The organism is Clostridium sp. (genome assembly GCF_047777555.1).
Taxonomy (GTDB): Bacteria; Bacillota; Clostridia; order Clostridiales; family Clostridiaceae; genus Clostridium_H.
Map to the genome: position 1 here is coordinate 1 of NZ_JBKEEV010000006.1, position 16218 is coordinate 16218.

Here is a 16218-nt window from a genome sequence, read left to right on the forward strand (position 1 = left end):
GCTTTAAAGACTTTACAGGAGTAAAAACAGCAGTAGGAGGAACCATATCAGGAACTTACCAGCTAAATGGACAACTAGAAGGACTAAGCAGCTATAATACAGCATTAACTTCTGAAGAAGTAAACAGCATATACACAAATGGAAGAGGAAACTGGGTAAGCTATAAACAGAGTTCTTAGCTTCAGATGGAGTTTTACTCCACCTGAGGCTTAGAAATCGTTATCTAGGGATGTAGCCGCTCTTTACTTCCATTTTGAAAAAGATGGAAGTATTAGAGCGGGTAATCATCAGATATATATGACAGCTTAGGAAGACTAACTGACAGGGCACTAAATACAGGGATATTTAATTACAATACAAAATATGCCTTTGAAGCGGGAGCTGCTGCAGGCACTACTACAACAAGAGTAAGTGAAATAGACAATAATGGTAAGAAGATAGCTTATACTTACGATCAGAATGGTAATATTAAAACAATTACTGAAGATGGAAAAGTAATAACATATTATTATGATGGATTGAACCAGCTTACAAGAGAAGATAATGAAGTATTAAACAAGACTATAACATACTCTTATGATGGTGGAGGAAATATTCTAAGTAAAACAGAATATCCACATACAACAGGAACCTTAGGAGATCCAACTTCAACAATATCCTACGATTATGAAGATACTAACTGGAAAGACAAGCTTACAAGCTATAATGAAAAAGATATAACCTATGATGCCATAGGAAATCCATTAACTTATGATGGTTATACCTTTACTTGGGAACAAGGCAGACAGCTAGCAACAATGAAGAGCAACGATTATGACATAAGCTTTAAATATAACGTTGACGGTATAAGGACTGAAAAAACAGTAAATGGGATAACAACAAAATATCATCTTGTAGGGGATAAGGTAACCTTTGAGGATAATGGTACTGATAAAATTTATTACACTTATGATGCAGGAGCTAATCTTGTAAGTATGAACTTAAATGGAATAGAATACTACTACATTAGAAATGCTCAAGGTGATATAATTGGTTTGTATGATAAAAATGGTATACAGGTTGTAAGCTATATCTATGATTCATGGGGTAAGTTGATATCTATTGATGGAAGTCTTAAAGACACTGTAGGAGTTAAGAATCCTTATAGATACAGAGGATATAGGTATGATAGTGAGACTGGATTATATTATCTTCAAAGTAGGTACTATAATCCTGAGTGGGGAAGGTTTATTAATGCGGATGCATTAGGTGGGGTGGTTGGAGAACTACTATCTCACAATGTATTTACTTATTGTAAAAATAATCCTATTATGTATAGTGACCCGTCAGGACATTTTCCTATTTTGATAGTAGCTATTATAGCAACAATAGTAATAGCACCAATAGTAATGGCTTTTGCTCCAACATATTCAGAGAGAGAAGCAGATAAAACACAACATTATAACAGACAAAGCTTTAATACTGGTATTCCAGAAACGTATGATGATATGCAGCGTTCTGTAAGCAAAGGAGAATATGAACAATTGCCTCCATCTCAAAGTATTTACCATAAAATTGGTAAAAATAATAAGAATAATGAGAAATATGTTTCTAAGGATGGGCATAAAGAGGCGGTTTTCAATCCTACTACTAGAAAATTAGTAATAGATCCAGTAAATATGGGAACATATAATTTTAATGGTCCCAAGGATCTATTTGGACTTCCTCATTTATTTAGAGATGTAATACCATATTATATATGGGGTAATAGTCCTGATGATCCTACAAATTTCTTTGATAGAATGAAAGTTACCATTTTTGGACCTGATTCTGTGAATATTAAGGGGTATTAAACTATGAAAAAAAAGGAAAAGTTAATTTTTATAATTATAATGATACCTGTATGGATTTTATTACTATATGAGTATAATTATGGTTATGCTAAAAGGTTGAATAATGCTATAGAAAGTAATAGTGAATCAATGGTTGTAAAGATATTAAAGTTTCCAGGAAATATTAATAGTATACCCCATATACCGCTATTATGGGACTTTCCTAATGATAGTCCTTTAACTAAAGCATCTTTTGAAGGTAATATAAATATAATAAAGATACTTTTAGACAATGGTGCTTCAATGAATACTAGCAAATATTCTTGGCGTCCTTTAGAGGCAGCATTAATGAGATATTACCCAAATAAGTTAGAGGTTGTTAAGTTGCTTATCGAACATGGAGCTGATGTAAATTTAAAAAATTTTGATGGTGACGCACCTATATTAATAGAGACGGAAAAGGTGTTACGAGAAAAGAACGGAATAAAAAATAAAGATGAGGAGTTAATTAATTACCAGGTATTTATGTTATTAGTAGAGCAAGGTGCAGATATTTATGTAGAGGATGTATCAGGAAGGAATGTTCTTTTCAATGTAGCTTTCTCAGATAATAGTTTAATCGCTAAATATCTGATTAACAATGAGAAATTTAATATTAATAAACAGGATGTGATGGGATGGACTCCTCTAATATATGCTATAAAGTATAATAGTTACGATGTTGCAAAGATATTGATTGAAGCTGGTGCTGATAAGGACATTAAAGATAAAGAGGGAAAAACAGCAATAGATTACGCTAAAGAAAGTGAATTTAAGGAGATAAGTGATTTATTTAATAGCAACCAGAAAAAGCTCTCCTAGCGTCGACCTTTTTCTGGAAGTTCCTCTGGGGCGAAGCCATAAAATACCAAGGGCGAGTATAGTGTAGCTGAAAAAATCAGTTAATTTATAGAGAAAAAGCAAGTGGTACTACTCGAAAAATTAAAAATATGGAAGTATGTCTGCAAGTAAAATATAAAGGGGCTGTTTCAAAACAAAGTTTTGAGGCAGCCATTGTTTCATTGGTATTTGGATAGAATATAAGCTTACTAAGTATTTATTTAGATAGCAGCAACAAGCTTAACCTAACCGTAAGAGATAGTGGCGGAGGCTGGTTAACTTTAATAACATCTACAGAAGCTGTAACAGTAAACACATGGAACTATGCAGCCTTCACTTGGAGTGTATCAGGGACAACCTTAAATGCAAAACTATATCTAAACGATAGAGTTTATTCAGGAAGTACCGCGAGCTTCAAAGACTTTACAGGAGTAAAAACAGCAGTAGGAGGAACAGTAACAGGTGCTTATCAACTAAATGGACAACTAGAAGGACTAAGCAGCTATAATACAGCATTAACTTCTGAAGAAGTAAACAGCATATACACAAATGGAAGAGGAAACTGGGTAAGCTATAAACAGAGTTCTTAGCTTCAGATGGAGTTTTTACTCCACCTGAGGCTTAGAAATCGTTATCTAGGGATGTAGCCGCTCTTTACTTCCACTTTGAAAAAGATGGAAGTATTAGAGCGGGTAATCATCAGATAAATATGACAGTTTAGGAAGACTAACTGACAGGGCACTAAATACAGGGATATTTAATTACAATACAAAATATGCCTTTGAAGCGGGAGCTGCTGCAAATACTACAACAACAAAAGTAAGTGAAATAGACAATAATGGAAAGATAAGCAGAGAACCAAAATCTTAAGTAGAGAACCCAAATTTCTAATTTGGTGTGAATCGCTTAGTTCTATAGCTTGGCTATAGAACTTCCTTAAAATATAAGTATGCTAATGGTAATATTAAAACAATTACTGAAGATGGAAAAGTAATAACATATTACTATGATGGATTGAATCAGCTTATAAGAGAAGATAATGAAGTATTAAACAAGACTATAACATACTCTTATGATGGTGGAGGAAATATAACAAGTAAGAAAGAGTATGGTTATACTACAGAAGTACTAGGAGATGTTATAAAGAATTATGATTATGGTTATGACGATGATAACTGGAAAGATAAACTAGGATTATATGATAAGAGCGGTACTCAGGTTGTAAGTTATACCTACGATTCTTGGGGTAAGCCATTCCCAGAAGTAAAATATGAGAACATGTCCATAAGTAGAATGTAAAGTTCATAGCAATATGCATATCATATGTTGCTATGAACTTTCTTTTTATCAGTTTTCAATATTTATAACTATGGCTTTGGGTCTGCTCATAGCTTCTATGCTATATCTTACACCCTGAGTTCCCATTCCAGAAGATTTTACCCCTAGGAAAGGAAAATTATCAGGTCCTCTCTCAGTTTTATTATTAATCTGTACTGTTCCAACCTCTAATTTATTTGCAATATAAAAAGCTTTATCTATATCCTTGGTAAATATAGAGGATTGAAGCCCGTATTGGGAAGCATTAGCTATCTTTATGGCTTCATCAATATCTTTAACTCGGATTACTGGCAATACAGGACCAAAAGGTTCTTCCCAAGCAATTTTCATTTCAGTAGTGACTTTATCAAAAAGAACAGGATAAATTAAATTGCCCTTCCTTTTGCTTCTGGTGATTAAAGAAGCACCTTTAGCTATAGCATCTTCTATTAGTCCTTCAACATAGTCAGCAGCTTCGCTGCTTATTAAAGGAGTAATATCTACCTCATCTTCAGGGCTTCCTATTTTTAATTTTTCTACTCTTTCTTTAAGTTTTTCTACTAGACTATCTGCTACTTCTTCCTCAACCAAAACTCTCTTTACAGCAGTACATCTTTGGCCAGAATAGCTAAATGCACCAGATATTATATTGTCTGCGGTTTTTTCTAAATCAGCATCCTTTAAGACTAAAGCAGCATCTTTCCCACCAAGTTCCATAAGCATAGGGACCATTCCAGCAATTGAAGCTATATGTCTTCCAACCTCAGAGCTTCCAGTAAAATTAATGAAATTTATATCCTTATGAGTTACTATATAATCGCCGATAACAGAGCCTTTGCCAGTGATTGTATTTAAAACTCCCTTTGGAAGGCCAGCTTTATTAAACACTTCAGCAAGATAAAGCGTAGATATAGCACCCTGAGTTGCAGGTTTCAAAACTACACTATTTCCAGCAATTAGAGCAGGAGCTATCTTAGAAGCTGCAAGGTTTATCGGATAATTAAAAGGAGAAATAGCAAGAACTACGCCTACAGGTACTCTAGTTACAAAGGAAATCTTATTTTTCTTAAATCCAGGAAAATTTTCAGATCCTACAGTTTCCCCATGGAGATGTTTTCCTTCATCAGCTGTAAATTTGATAAAGTCTGCAGTTCTTTCAATTTCTGAAAGTGAGGATTTTTTATCCTTAGCAATTTCCTTTTGGAGTATAAGGGATAATTCATGTTTATTTTCTAATAAAATCTCTGCGGCTTTGTGTAATATACCTGCTCTTTCATTTATAGGAGTTTCTCCCCAAGTAATTTGAGATAGCTTAGCATTCGTAACAGTTGTATTCACTTCTTTTTCATTCATAGACTGAATTTTACCAAATGATGTATTGTCTATGGGAGAAATGATATCTATAGGTGGATTAATAGATTCTATCCATTCACCATTATATAAATTCTTATAAATATTATTATTTTTAATATTTTCAAACAAATAAATCACCTCTTTTTAGTATACGCTAAATTAATTTATATAATACCATTAATGATAATGCATATCAATAGGGAATAATAATCAATTACAAAATAGGTGGTAACTAATTATTTTTGCAAAAATGAATAATTTATATAGAAATGTTGCAAAAAATTTTGATAATAACCTATAAATATGATATAATCGTGTATAAATATGACATATATTATATTATTAATTCATAGATTAATCTTATTATATATAAATAATCTAAAAAAAGGGGCTGAAAAATATGGGCTATAATATTGTAGAAAAAATTTTAAGAGAACATTTGGTAATTGGAGAAATAGAAAAAGGTAGTGAGATAGGTATTAGAATAGATCAAACCTTGACACAAGATTCTACGGGGACAATGGCTTATTTGCAATTTGAAGCGCTTGGAGTAGATAAGGTTAAAACAAAGAGGTCCGTAGCATATATAGATCACAATATGCTTCAAACTGGTCCTGAAAATGCGGATGATCATAGATATATACAAACGGTTACTAAAAAGCATGGAATTTATTTTTCAAAGCCTGGTAATGGTATATGTCATCAAGTTCATTTAGAGAGATTTGGAATTCCAGGACAAACACTTGTAGGTTCTGACAGCCATACTCCAACAGCAGGAGGAATAGGTATGATTGGAATTGGAGCAGGAGGACTTGATGTTGCAGTAGCTATGGGTGGAGGAGAGTATTATATAAAAACTCCAAAAGTTGTAAAAGTAGAACTTAGTGGAAAATTAAACCCTTGGGTATCTGCGAAGGATATAATACTAGAACTTTTAAGAAGACTTACTGTAAAGGGCGGAGTTGACAAAGTTTTTGAATATGGAGGAGAAGGCGTAAAAACTCTTTCTGTTCCTGAGAGAGCAACTATAACTAATATGGGAGCAGAGTTAGGAGCTACTACTTCCATATTCCCAAGTGATGAAGTCACTTTAGAATTCCTAAAAGCTCAGCACAGAGAAGAAGATTTTGTGGAAATTAAGGCTGATGAGGATGCAGATTATGATGAAGTTATAAAAATAAATTTAAGCGAATTAGAACCAATGGTTGCATGTCCTCATAGTCCAGATAATGTGGTGAAGGTATCACAATTAAAAGGAATTAAGGTTAATCAAGTTACTATAGGAAGTTGCACAAATTCTTCTTATGTAGACATGATGAAGGTAGCAAAAATTTTAGAAGGAAAAACTATTCATGAGGATGTATCTTTGGTTATAGGACCTGGATCAAAGCAGGTATTGAATATGCTGGCTGAAAATGGAGCACTTGCAAAAATGATATCAGCTGGGGCTAGAATAATAGAATCAGGATGTGGACCATGTATAGGAATGGGACAAGCGCCTGCAAATAACGCAGTATCACTAAGAACTATAAATAGAAACTTTGAAGGAAGATGTGGAACAAAATCTGCTGGAGTATATCTTGTAAGTCCTGAAATTGCAGCTGTATCTGCACTAAATGGATATATTTCAGATCCTAGAGAATTTGGAGAGGCTCCACATATAGAAATGCCAAAAGAATTCTTAATTAATGATAATTTGATAGTAAAGCCAGCAGAAAATGGAGAAGAAGTTGAGGTTGTAAGAGGACCTAATATTAAGCCTTTCCCAAAGGGAGAAGAATTAAAAGACACAGTGGAAGGAAAAGCGCTTATAAAGGTAGGAGATAATATAACTACGGATCATATAATGCCATCTAATGCAAAACTTTTACCTTTTAGATCTAATATACCTTATTTATCAGATTACTGTCTTGCACCTTGCAATCCAGAATTTCCAAAGAGAGCTAAAGAAAATAATGGAGGCTTTATAATCGGAGGATTAAATTATGGTCAAGGTTCCAGCAGGGAACATGCAGCATTAGTTCCTCTTTACCTTGGAATTAAAGCTGTACTAGCAAAATCATTTGCAAGAATACACATGGCTAATCTTATAAATAATGGAATAATGCCTTTAGTATTTAAAAATGCAGATGATTACGATAAAATTGATGAATTTGACGAACTATTAATAGTTAATGCTATAAATGGTGTTGAAGAAGGAGAAATTATAGTAAAGAATAAAACTAAAAATGAAGAGTATACTATGAGCCTTCAACTTTCTGAAAGACAAAAGAAAATGATATTAAAGGGTGGACTTATAAATAGTATCAAGTAAGAAAAATAATCTGCAGGTTAAAAGTTATATATTAAAGAGTAGGATTTTAAGTTAAGTAATTTAAAGTCCTACTCCTTATTAAAAAAGGGGGAGAAACAGTGAGTTATAACATAACATTAATTCCAGGGGATGGCATAGGTCCAGAGGTAATGAAAGCTGCTAAGGATGTTATAGATGCATCTGGAGTTAAAATCAATTGGGAAATAGTAGATGCAGGAGAAGGAGTTATTGAAGAGCATGGAACTCCTCTTCCGGATTATGTAATAGAGAGCATAAAAAGAAATAAAATTGCTATTAAAGGACCAGTTACTACACCAGTAGGAAAAGGTTTTAGAAGTGTAAATGTTGGATTACGTCAAGCATTAAATCTTTATGCTAATGTAAGACCTGTGAAGACTTACAAAGGTATTCCTTCTAGATATGATGATGTAGATCTTATAATAGTTAGAGAAAATACAGAGGATTTATATGCAGGAATCGAACATAATGTAGGAGATGTAGCAGCAGAGAGTATAAAGATAATAACTAAAAAGGCTAGTAATAGGATAGTTGAGTTTGCTTTTAATCTTGCTAAAGAGCAGGGAAGAAAAAAGGTTACAGCGGTGCATAAGGCAAACATAATGAAACTATCAGATGGTTTATTTTTAAAGTGTGCTAGGGAAGTGGCAGAAGCAAATAAGGATATTGAATTCTCTGATATGATTGTAGATGCTATGAGCATGAGGCTTGTTCAAAGTCCAGAAAAGTATGATGTACTTGTAATGCCAAATCTATATGGAGATATACTTTCAGATATGGCTGCAGGACTAGTTGGAGGGCTTGGAGTAGTGCCAGGAGCAAATATAGGAGATGATATAGCTGTATTTGAAGCTGTACATGGTTCAGCGCCAGATATTGCCGGACAAAATATAGCTAATCCTACTGCTGCTATCCTAACTGGGGTTATGATGCTTAAACATTTAGGGGAATTTAAGGCAGCTGAGAAAATAGATAAAGCTCTATCGGAAGTATTGCAAGAAGGCAAAATTCTTACTTGCGATTTAGGAGGAAATGCTAAAACTACAGAATTTGCAGAGGAAATAATAAAAAGATTATAAATATATATTATAATATATGCAAGAAAGATGCGCATTTAAGTGCGTATCTTTCTTTTTTATAGCATAAGTATACCTATGAAAATATTGGTGTTATTTTATAACTGGGGTTTTTTCATAAATGTACGCACAAAATATTGAGTTTGTGAATAAGAATACATATATATATTATAAATATACAAAAAACTATTGCATAATTATGATTATAAATGTATAATTATAATCATAAAAAATGGATACATGATTTTACATTACCATGTAATCATAAATTTAGTTAAGTATGAGAAGGGGCGTATAATATGAAAAAGATAGGGGTAATTTTGCTAACTATTACTATGGGACTTTCACTATTTGTTGGATGTGGAGGAAATACAAAAACAAGTATAGGGGGTAAGGAGAATTCATCAACTGCATCGACTTCAGACGGTAAAACAGATACTTCTTTAGAAAAGGTTAAAGAAGCTGGTAAATTAGTGATTGGATTAGATGATGGTTATCCACCAATGGAGTTTAGAGATGAAAAGAATAATTTGGTAGGGTTTGATGTTGATTTTGCTAATGAAATTGGTAAAAAATTAGGAGTGAAAGTGGAGTTTATGCCAACAGAATGGAACGGTATATTATTAGCTCTCCAATCTAAAAAATTTGATGCTATAATAGCTGGATTAAACATTACAGAGGAGAGAAAAAAGTCTATAGATTTTTCTGAACCTTATGTAATGGGAGGACAAGTAATAGCAATTAAAGGTGGAAATAAATCTATAAAAACTCTTGCAGATTTAAAAGGAAAAATAATTGGATGTCAATTAGGATCAACTGGACAAAAATCTGCAGAGGATAATTTAAAAGATATAAAGGAACTGAAAAAATATGAAAAAATTACTCAGGCATTTAGTGAACTTACAATAGGAAGAATAGATGCTGTTATTATGGATGCTCAAGTTGGAGGTTACTATATTTCTAAGAAACCAGGTGAGTTTGAGGTATTAAATGAAATGGTAAGCGAAGAGCCAATGGGTATTGGATATAGAAAGGGAGATAAAGAATTAAAAGATGAAATTCAAAAGATAGTAGATGAATTAGAGAAAGATGGTACTTTGTCAAAGCTTTCTATTAAATGGTTTGGTTATGATGCATATAAAAAATAAAAGTAGGTCCCAATCTTTGTCATTAAAATTTATGAAGAATGGAGGACGAAATGGATATAGAAATCTTAAAAAATATGTTTCCTATACTTCTTAAAGGATGTATTGTTACCGTAGAACTCACAGTGATATCAGTTGTGCTAGGAAGTATTATTGGTGTAATTATTGCCACTCTAAAATTATCTAAAAATAGAGGAATAGTCATTATTGCATCTTTTTATACTTGGTTGTTTAGGGGAACACCAATGCTTTTGCAATTATTCTTCTTTTATTATGCTTTACCTTTTATGGGGTTGGAGCTAACTTCTATGCAAGCTGCTATATTAGGTTTAAGCTTAAACTCAGGAGCTTATATGGCTGAGATAATAAGAGGAGGCATACTTTCAATAGACAAGGGCCAATTTGAAGCCTGCAAGGCTTTAGGATTTACTAATTTTCAAACACTGAAAAGGGTAATATTACCACAGACCTTTAGAGTGATTATTCCGTCTTTAGGAAATGAATTTATTACTATGCTAAAAGATACTTCTTTAGTATCCAGTATTGCAATGGAAGAACTTATGAGAAATGCCCAACTTCAAATTTCAGCTACAGCAAGGCCAGTAGAAGCTTTTCTTACAGCTGGATGCCTTTATTTGCTTATGACAACAGTTTTTACAACTATATTTTCAGCAACTGAAAAGAAACTGTCTGTATATTAAGAGAGGTGTTTATTAATGAATATGATTGAAGCCCAAAATTTAACTAAAAGTTTTGGAAGTCTAAAAGTATTTGAAAACTTGAATATGAAAGTAAGAAAAGGAGAGGTTCTTGTAATTATAGGTCCATCAGGATCTGGCAAAAGTACATTTTTGAGATGTCTAAATACTTTGGAAATACCTGATTCTGGAAAAATTATCATAGAGGGAGAGCCTTTAAATGTTCATAATAAAAAAGATACCAGATTAAAAATTGAAAAAATGGGCATGGTATTTCAGAACTTCAACTTATTTCCTCACATGACTGTGGAGGAAAATATAATTGAAGCTCCAATTACAGTTAAGAAGGTAAATAAAGATATTATTCTAAAAAAGGCTCATAAATTATTGGATAAGGTGGGATTGGCTGATAAAAAAGATTATTATCCTTCCAAGTTATCAGGAGGACAAAAACAAAGGGTAGCTATTGCAAGAGCCTTAGCTATGGACCCTGATATAATGTTATTTGATGAACCTACATCAGCACTGGATCCAGAGCTTGTAGGAGAAGTTTTAAATGTTATGAAGGAACTTGCAAAAGATGGAATGACCATGATAGTTGTGACTCATGAGATGGGATTTGCAAAGGAAGTAGCAGATAGAGTGGTTTTCATGGATGGAGGAAAAATTATAGAGGAAGGTGCTCCAAAGGACATATTTTCGAATCCAAAAGAAGAAAGAACTAAACTGTTTTTAGACAGGATATTATAGATAAAGCTTAATTTTAAATTAATATGAGTTTATAAATTTACCAAATGAAAGGAAGTATTATATATATGAAAGATAAGGTTGTTTTAGCATATTCAGGAGGCTTAGATACTTCTATTATAGCCCACTGGCTAAAAAATAATTATGATTTAGAAGTTATAGCATGCTGCGTTAATGTAGGTCAAGATGAGGATTTTGAAGAAATTAAGAAAAAAGCAATTAAATCAGGAGCTTCTAAAATATATATAGAGGATGCAACAGAAGAATTTATAACAGACTATCTTTTTAAAGGAATTAAAGCAAATGCAGTATATGAAGGAAAATACCTTTTAGGAACATCATTTGCAAGACCTTTAATTGCTAAAAAATTAGTACAGATAGCTCATGCAGAAGGAGCAAAATATATATGTCATGGATGTACAGGAAAAGGAAATGACCAAGTAAGATTTGAAGTCGGTATAGCATCTATTGATCCTACTATAAAGATAATTGCTCCTTGGAGAATTTGGGATATAAAATCAAGAGAAGATGCTATAGACTATGCTAATGCAAATGGAATTGAAGTTCCAGTAACTAAAGAAAAAATATATTCAAGGGATAGAAACATATGGCATACTAGTCATGAAGGAGGAGATCTTGAGAATTTAAAAAATGAACATAAATCCGAAATGTATCTTATGACAGTGCCACCAGAGAAGGCTAAAGATGAGCCTACTTATGTAGAAATATATTTTGAAAGTGGAATACCTAAAAAAATTGATGGAGAAGAATTAAATCCAATAGATATGATGAATAAATTGAATAAATTAGGTGGAGAAAATGGAATTGGAGTTGTAGACTTACTAGAAAATAGATTAGTTGGAATGAAGTCAAGAGGAGTTTATGAGACACCAGGTGGAACAATACTATATGCTGCTCATAAAGAATTAGAATATTTAACTATAGAAAAAGAAACTTTCCACTTTAAAGAAATTGTATCTCAAAAATACGGTGAACTTGTTTACAATGGATTATGGTTTTCTACTTTGAGAGAAGGATTAGATGCTTTCTTAGATAAAACTCAAGAAAAGGTAACTGGAAGTGTAAAACTAAAATTGTATAAAGGAAATATTATGATAGCAGGAATGGAATCACCTTATGCTTTATATGAAGAGACCATATCTTCCTTTGGAGCTAGTGAACTATATGACCACAAGGATGCAGAAGGATTTATTAATTTATTTGGTCTTCCTTATAAAATCAACGCAATGCTAAATAAAAATAAATAAAAAAACGTAATAATTAGTCACTAATATCTAAAAAGATATATATCTTAGCGAAACGTTGCAACTTATAGAAGAACGGAGTGATTTTTTAAATGAAGCTTTGGGGTGGAAGATTTAAAGAAAGCGAGAATAAGCTTATGGAAGATTTTAATAGTTCCTTAAGCTTTGATAAAAGATTATATAAAGAGGACATCAATGGAAGTATTGCTCATGTTAAGATGCTCTCAAAGTGCCATATTTTAAAAGAAGAGGAAGCGAAATTAATAATAGATGGGTTGAACTCTATATTGCAGGATATAGAAAAAGGTCAATTGCTTATTGAAGGAGATTATGAGGATATCCATAGTTTTGTAGAAATCAACCTTATAAAAAGAATAGGTGAAGTTGGAAAAAAGCTTCATACAGGAAGAAGCAGAAATGATCAAGTTGCAGTAGATATGAGAATGTATGCCAAAGCTAAAGCTTTTGAAATCTTAAAAGAAATAGAAGAACTGATGAATACAATTAAAGATGTAGGAGAAAAAAATAATGTAATGATGCCTGGGTATACTCATCTTCAAAGAGCTCAGGTGGTAACATTTAAATATCACTTGATGGCTTACTATAATATGTTTAGTAGGGACAAAAAAAGATTGTTAAGCGATATTGATATAATGGATGAAAGTCCTCTTGGATGTGGAGCTTTAGCAGGAAGTACTTATAATATAGATAGAGATTTTACATCAAAAGAACTAGGTTTTAAAAAACCAGTAGATAATTTTATGGATGGTGTTAGTGATAGAGACTATTTGATAGATCTTATGAGTGCTTTTTCTATAATTATGATGCATTTAAGCAGGCTAAGTGAAGAAATCATATTATGGTGCAGTAAAGAATTTGATTTTGTAGAAATAAGCGATGAATTTTCAACTGGCAGCAGTATTATGCCTCAAAAGAAAAATCCCGATGCAGCAGAACTTATAAGGGGAAAGAGTGGAAGAGTATATGGAGATTTGATGGGGATTTTAACAACTATGAAAGGAATTCCATTAGCTTATAATAAGGATATGCAAGAAGATAAAGAAGGATTTTTTGATGCTTCAGATACAGTTATGAAATGCTTAAAGGTTATGAATGGAATGTTGTCTGGACTTAAGGTTAAAGAAAACAATATGTATAGAGCTGTAAAAAAGGGATTCCTTAATGCTACAGAAGCTGCAGATTATCTTGTTAACAAAGGAATGGCATTTAGAGATGCTCATGGGGTAATAGGTTCTATAGTTTTATATTGCGAAGAAAATGATGTTGCTATAGAGGAATTAGATGTAGAAACATTAAAGAAGTTTAGTGAATTATTTGATGAAGATATATATGACTTTATAGATTATAGCAAAACTTTGACAAGGGGAATAAAAAAATATATAAATAATAATTAGCAAAAGTATTTGACTATAAGAAAGTTTTAATTTATAATGTAATAAAAGCGTATATCGAAGTTTAGTGATAGAGGTGCGGTATTTAAGAGTACTGATGTGGAGAAAAGCACGATGAAACATCAAGAAAGGAAATATCGCCGAAGCATATAGCTGAAGCTTTAAGGCTATATAGCTGGTCTTGCATAGAATATATGCAAGACTGTCACAAAGCAATTTGTGGAGAGCTATCATTCAACTTATTAGGTACTATTGTTTATATATCATGTGTATATGTAGTGTTTAATAAGCCTTGAGTGAATTCTCAAGGCTTTTTAATTTCCACAAGAGTGTTTTCTCACAAAATTTTCGATATATGTGCAGTAAAATTTTATTTAGGAGGAAAAATGATGAGAAAAAGAAGAGTCTTTATAGTTACTTTCATGCTTATGATTTTTGTATTGGCCACTACTGCACTAGGAGCTGAATTGGATCCAGCAAAGGTAAATGCGGATAAATTTGGAATTTGGACATTGCTGCCACCATTAGTTGCTATAATTTTGGCTTTTATAACTAAGAACGTAGTTATATCACTTTTTTTAGGAATACTTTCAGGAACATTTTTACTACAATTAAAAGGTGCTAATATATTTGGTGCTTTATTTCACGGATTTTTAGATATTATTAATAGATTATTAGGATCTTTAGCAGACCCATGGAATGCTGGTATTATACTTCAATGTTTAACAATTGGTGGACTTATAGCTCTAGTTTCTAAAATGGGGGGAGCTAAAGCTGTAGCTGAATCTTTATCTAAAAAAGCTAAAAGTCCAATAAGTGCTCAACTTATTACTTGGATTTTAGGAATAGCAGTTTTCTTTGATGACTACGCAAATTCATTAATAGTAGGTCCTATGATGAGACCTGTTACTGATAAAATGAAAATATCAAGAGAAAAATTATCATTTATAGTTGATGCAACTGCTGCTCCAATAGCTGGTATTGCAGTTATATCTACATGGATAGGACTTGAGCTTAGCTTAATTAAAGATGGTTATGAGTCTATAGGACAAAGTGTAAGTGCATATAATATATTTCTTGAAACCATTCCATATAGATTTTATAATATTTTAATTCTAATATTTATAGTGTTTACAGCTCTATTTTTAAGAGAATTTGGTCCTATGCTTAAGGCAGAAAGGCGTGCTAGATCTACAGGTAAGGTTTTACGTGAAGGTGCAAAACCTATGGTTTCATCAGAAGCTACAGATCTTGAACCAAAAGAAGGAATTAATTTAAGAGTTGCTAATGCAGTAGTACCTATATTAGTTTTAATAATAGGAGCCTTTTTAGGATTTTACTACAATGGTTACAATTCAATTATGGGTGGAGAGGATAAAGCATTGATACAGTTACTTCAAACTTCACCAATATCATTTATGGCAATAAGAGAAACTTTTAGTGCTTCTGATGCCAGTGTAGTATTATTCCAAGCTGCTTTAGTAGCAAGTATTGTGGCTATGATAATGGGAGTTAGTCAAAAGATATTTACAATTGGAGAAGCTATTGATATATGGGTACAAGGAATGAAGTCTTTAATTATTACAGGTGTTATACTACTTCTTGCTTGGTCATTAAGCTCAGTTGTTAAGGAACTTGGAACAGCTGCTTTCTTAGTAAGTGCTTTGAAAGATACCTTACCAGCTTTTGTACTTCCATCAATTATATTTATACTAGCTTCAATAATCTCTTTTGCAACAGGTACTTCTTATGGAACAATGGGTATATTAATGCCTCTTACAATACCTCTTGCATTCAATATAAATCCAGAACATGCATATATGATTGCTGCTATAAGTGCAGTACTTACAGGATCCATATTTGGTGATCACTGTTCACCAATTTCGGATACAACCATTTTATCGTCAATGGGCTCCGCTTGTGACCATATGGACCATGTTAAAACTCAATTATATTACGTTATAACTGTTGGAGCTATAACTATATTTGCCGGATATATTCCAGTAGGATTTGGAGCACCAATAGCTTTGGTTTTACCAATAGATATAATTTTAATTGCGTTACTAGTTAGATTTGTAGGTAAACCTGTAGAAACAGAAGAAATGCTGCAGGAAACTGAAGCAAAGCAAGGAGCATAAAAAAAGAACTTAAGACGAAAGTCTTAAGTTCTTTTTTTATGCTTT

At 32.5% G+C, this 16218-nt stretch carries 13 protein-coding genes and 1 riboswitch; of the genes, 12 read left to right on the forward strand and 1 reads right to left on the reverse strand.

Annotated features, from left to right (window positions below; translation table 11 throughout):
• The first annotated feature begins 518 nt into the window (after window positions 1-518).
• The 4 genes from ACFWTK_RS09980 (at window position 519) to ACFWTK_RS09995 (ending at window position 3989) form a co-directional block, all read left to right on the forward strand.
• Window positions 519-1832, forward strand: a complete 1314-nt coding sequence (locus tag ACFWTK_RS09980; RefSeq protein ID WP_415875870.1) for an RHS repeat-associated core domain-containing protein — start codon at window positions 519-521, stop codon at window positions 1830-1832.
• A gap of 3 nt (window positions 1833-1835) precedes the next feature.
• Window positions 1836-2672: an ankyrin repeat domain-containing protein gene (locus ACFWTK_RS09985; protein ID WP_415875871.1), complete on the forward strand. Its 837-nt coding sequence runs from the start codon at window positions 1836-1838 to the stop codon at window positions 2670-2672.
• Between the two features lie 233 nt (window positions 2673-2905).
• Window positions 2906-3280 (forward strand): LamG-like jellyroll fold domain-containing protein, encoded by a 375-nt coding sequence (locus tag ACFWTK_RS09990; RefSeq protein WP_415876014.1) that lies wholly within the window; start codon window positions 2906-2908, stop codon window positions 3278-3280.
• 424 nt (window positions 3281-3704) lie between these two features.
• Window positions 3705-3989: a hypothetical protein gene (locus ACFWTK_RS09995; protein ID WP_415875872.1), complete on the forward strand. Its 285-nt coding sequence runs from the start codon at window positions 3705-3707 to the stop codon at window positions 3987-3989.
• 48 nt (window positions 3990-4037) lie between these two features.
• Here ACFWTK_RS09995 and ACFWTK_RS10000 read toward each other — a convergent pair whose 3' ends face one another.
• Window positions 4038-5489 carry an NADP-dependent glyceraldehyde-3-phosphate dehydrogenase gene (locus ACFWTK_RS10000; RefSeq protein WP_415875873.1) on the reverse strand — a complete coding sequence of 484 codons (1452 nt, stop codon included), beginning with the start codon at window positions 5487-5489 and terminating at the stop codon, window positions 4038-4040.
• Between the two features lie 271 nt (window positions 5490-5760).
• On the opposite strand from ACFWTK_RS10000, the gene ACFWTK_RS10005 reads away from it, so the two are divergent.
• The 8 genes from ACFWTK_RS10005 to ACFWTK_RS10040 all read left to right on the forward strand — a co-directional run bounded on the left by ACFWTK_RS10005 (window position 5761) and on the right by ACFWTK_RS10040 (window position 16173).
• Window positions 5761-7674, forward strand: coding sequence for an aconitate hydratase (locus tag ACFWTK_RS10005; RefSeq protein ID WP_415875874.1), 1914 nt, complete (start codon window positions 5761-5763; stop codon window positions 7672-7674).
• Window positions 7675-7772: 98 nt separating this feature from the next.
• Window positions 7773-8771, forward strand: coding sequence for an isocitrate dehydrogenase (NAD(+)) (locus tag ACFWTK_RS10010; protein WP_415875875.1), 999 nt, complete (start codon window positions 7773-7775; stop codon window positions 8769-8771).
• A gap of 296 nt (window positions 8772-9067) precedes the next feature.
• On the forward strand, window positions 9068-9916 hold the full coding sequence (locus ACFWTK_RS10015) for an ABC transporter substrate-binding protein (RefSeq protein WP_415875876.1): 849 nt from the start codon (window positions 9068-9070) through the stop codon (window positions 9914-9916).
• 50 nt (window positions 9917-9966) lie between these two features.
• Window positions 9967-10614, forward strand: a complete 648-nt coding sequence (locus ACFWTK_RS10020) for an amino acid ABC transporter permease (RefSeq protein WP_415875877.1) — start codon at window positions 9967-9969, stop codon at window positions 10612-10614.
• A 15-nt stretch (window positions 10615-10629) separates the two neighbouring features.
• Window positions 10630-11361 carry an amino acid ABC transporter ATP-binding protein gene (locus ACFWTK_RS10025; RefSeq protein WP_415875878.1) on the forward strand — a complete coding sequence of 244 codons (732 nt, stop codon included), beginning with the start codon at window positions 10630-10632 and terminating at the stop codon, window positions 11359-11361.
• Between the two features lie 65 nt (window positions 11362-11426).
• Window positions 11427-12626: an argininosuccinate synthase gene (locus ACFWTK_RS10030; RefSeq protein ID WP_415875879.1), complete on the forward strand. Its 1200-nt coding sequence runs from the start codon at window positions 11427-11429 to the stop codon at window positions 12624-12626.
• An 89-nt stretch (window positions 12627-12715) separates the two neighbouring features.
• A complete protein-coding gene (gene argH / locus ACFWTK_RS10035; RefSeq protein WP_415875880.1) occupies window positions 12716-14038 on the forward strand; it encodes an argininosuccinate lyase in 1323 nt (440 codons plus the stop codon).
• Between the two features lie 60 nt (window positions 14039-14098).
• Window positions 14099-14273, forward strand: a riboswitch (Lysine riboswitch).
• Window positions 14274-14424: 151 nt separating this feature from the next.
• On the forward strand, window positions 14425-16173 hold the full coding sequence (locus ACFWTK_RS10040) for a Na+/H+ antiporter NhaC family protein (protein ID WP_415875881.1): 1749 nt from the start codon (window positions 14425-14427) through the stop codon (window positions 16171-16173).
• Window positions 16174-16218 lie beyond the last annotated feature (45 nt).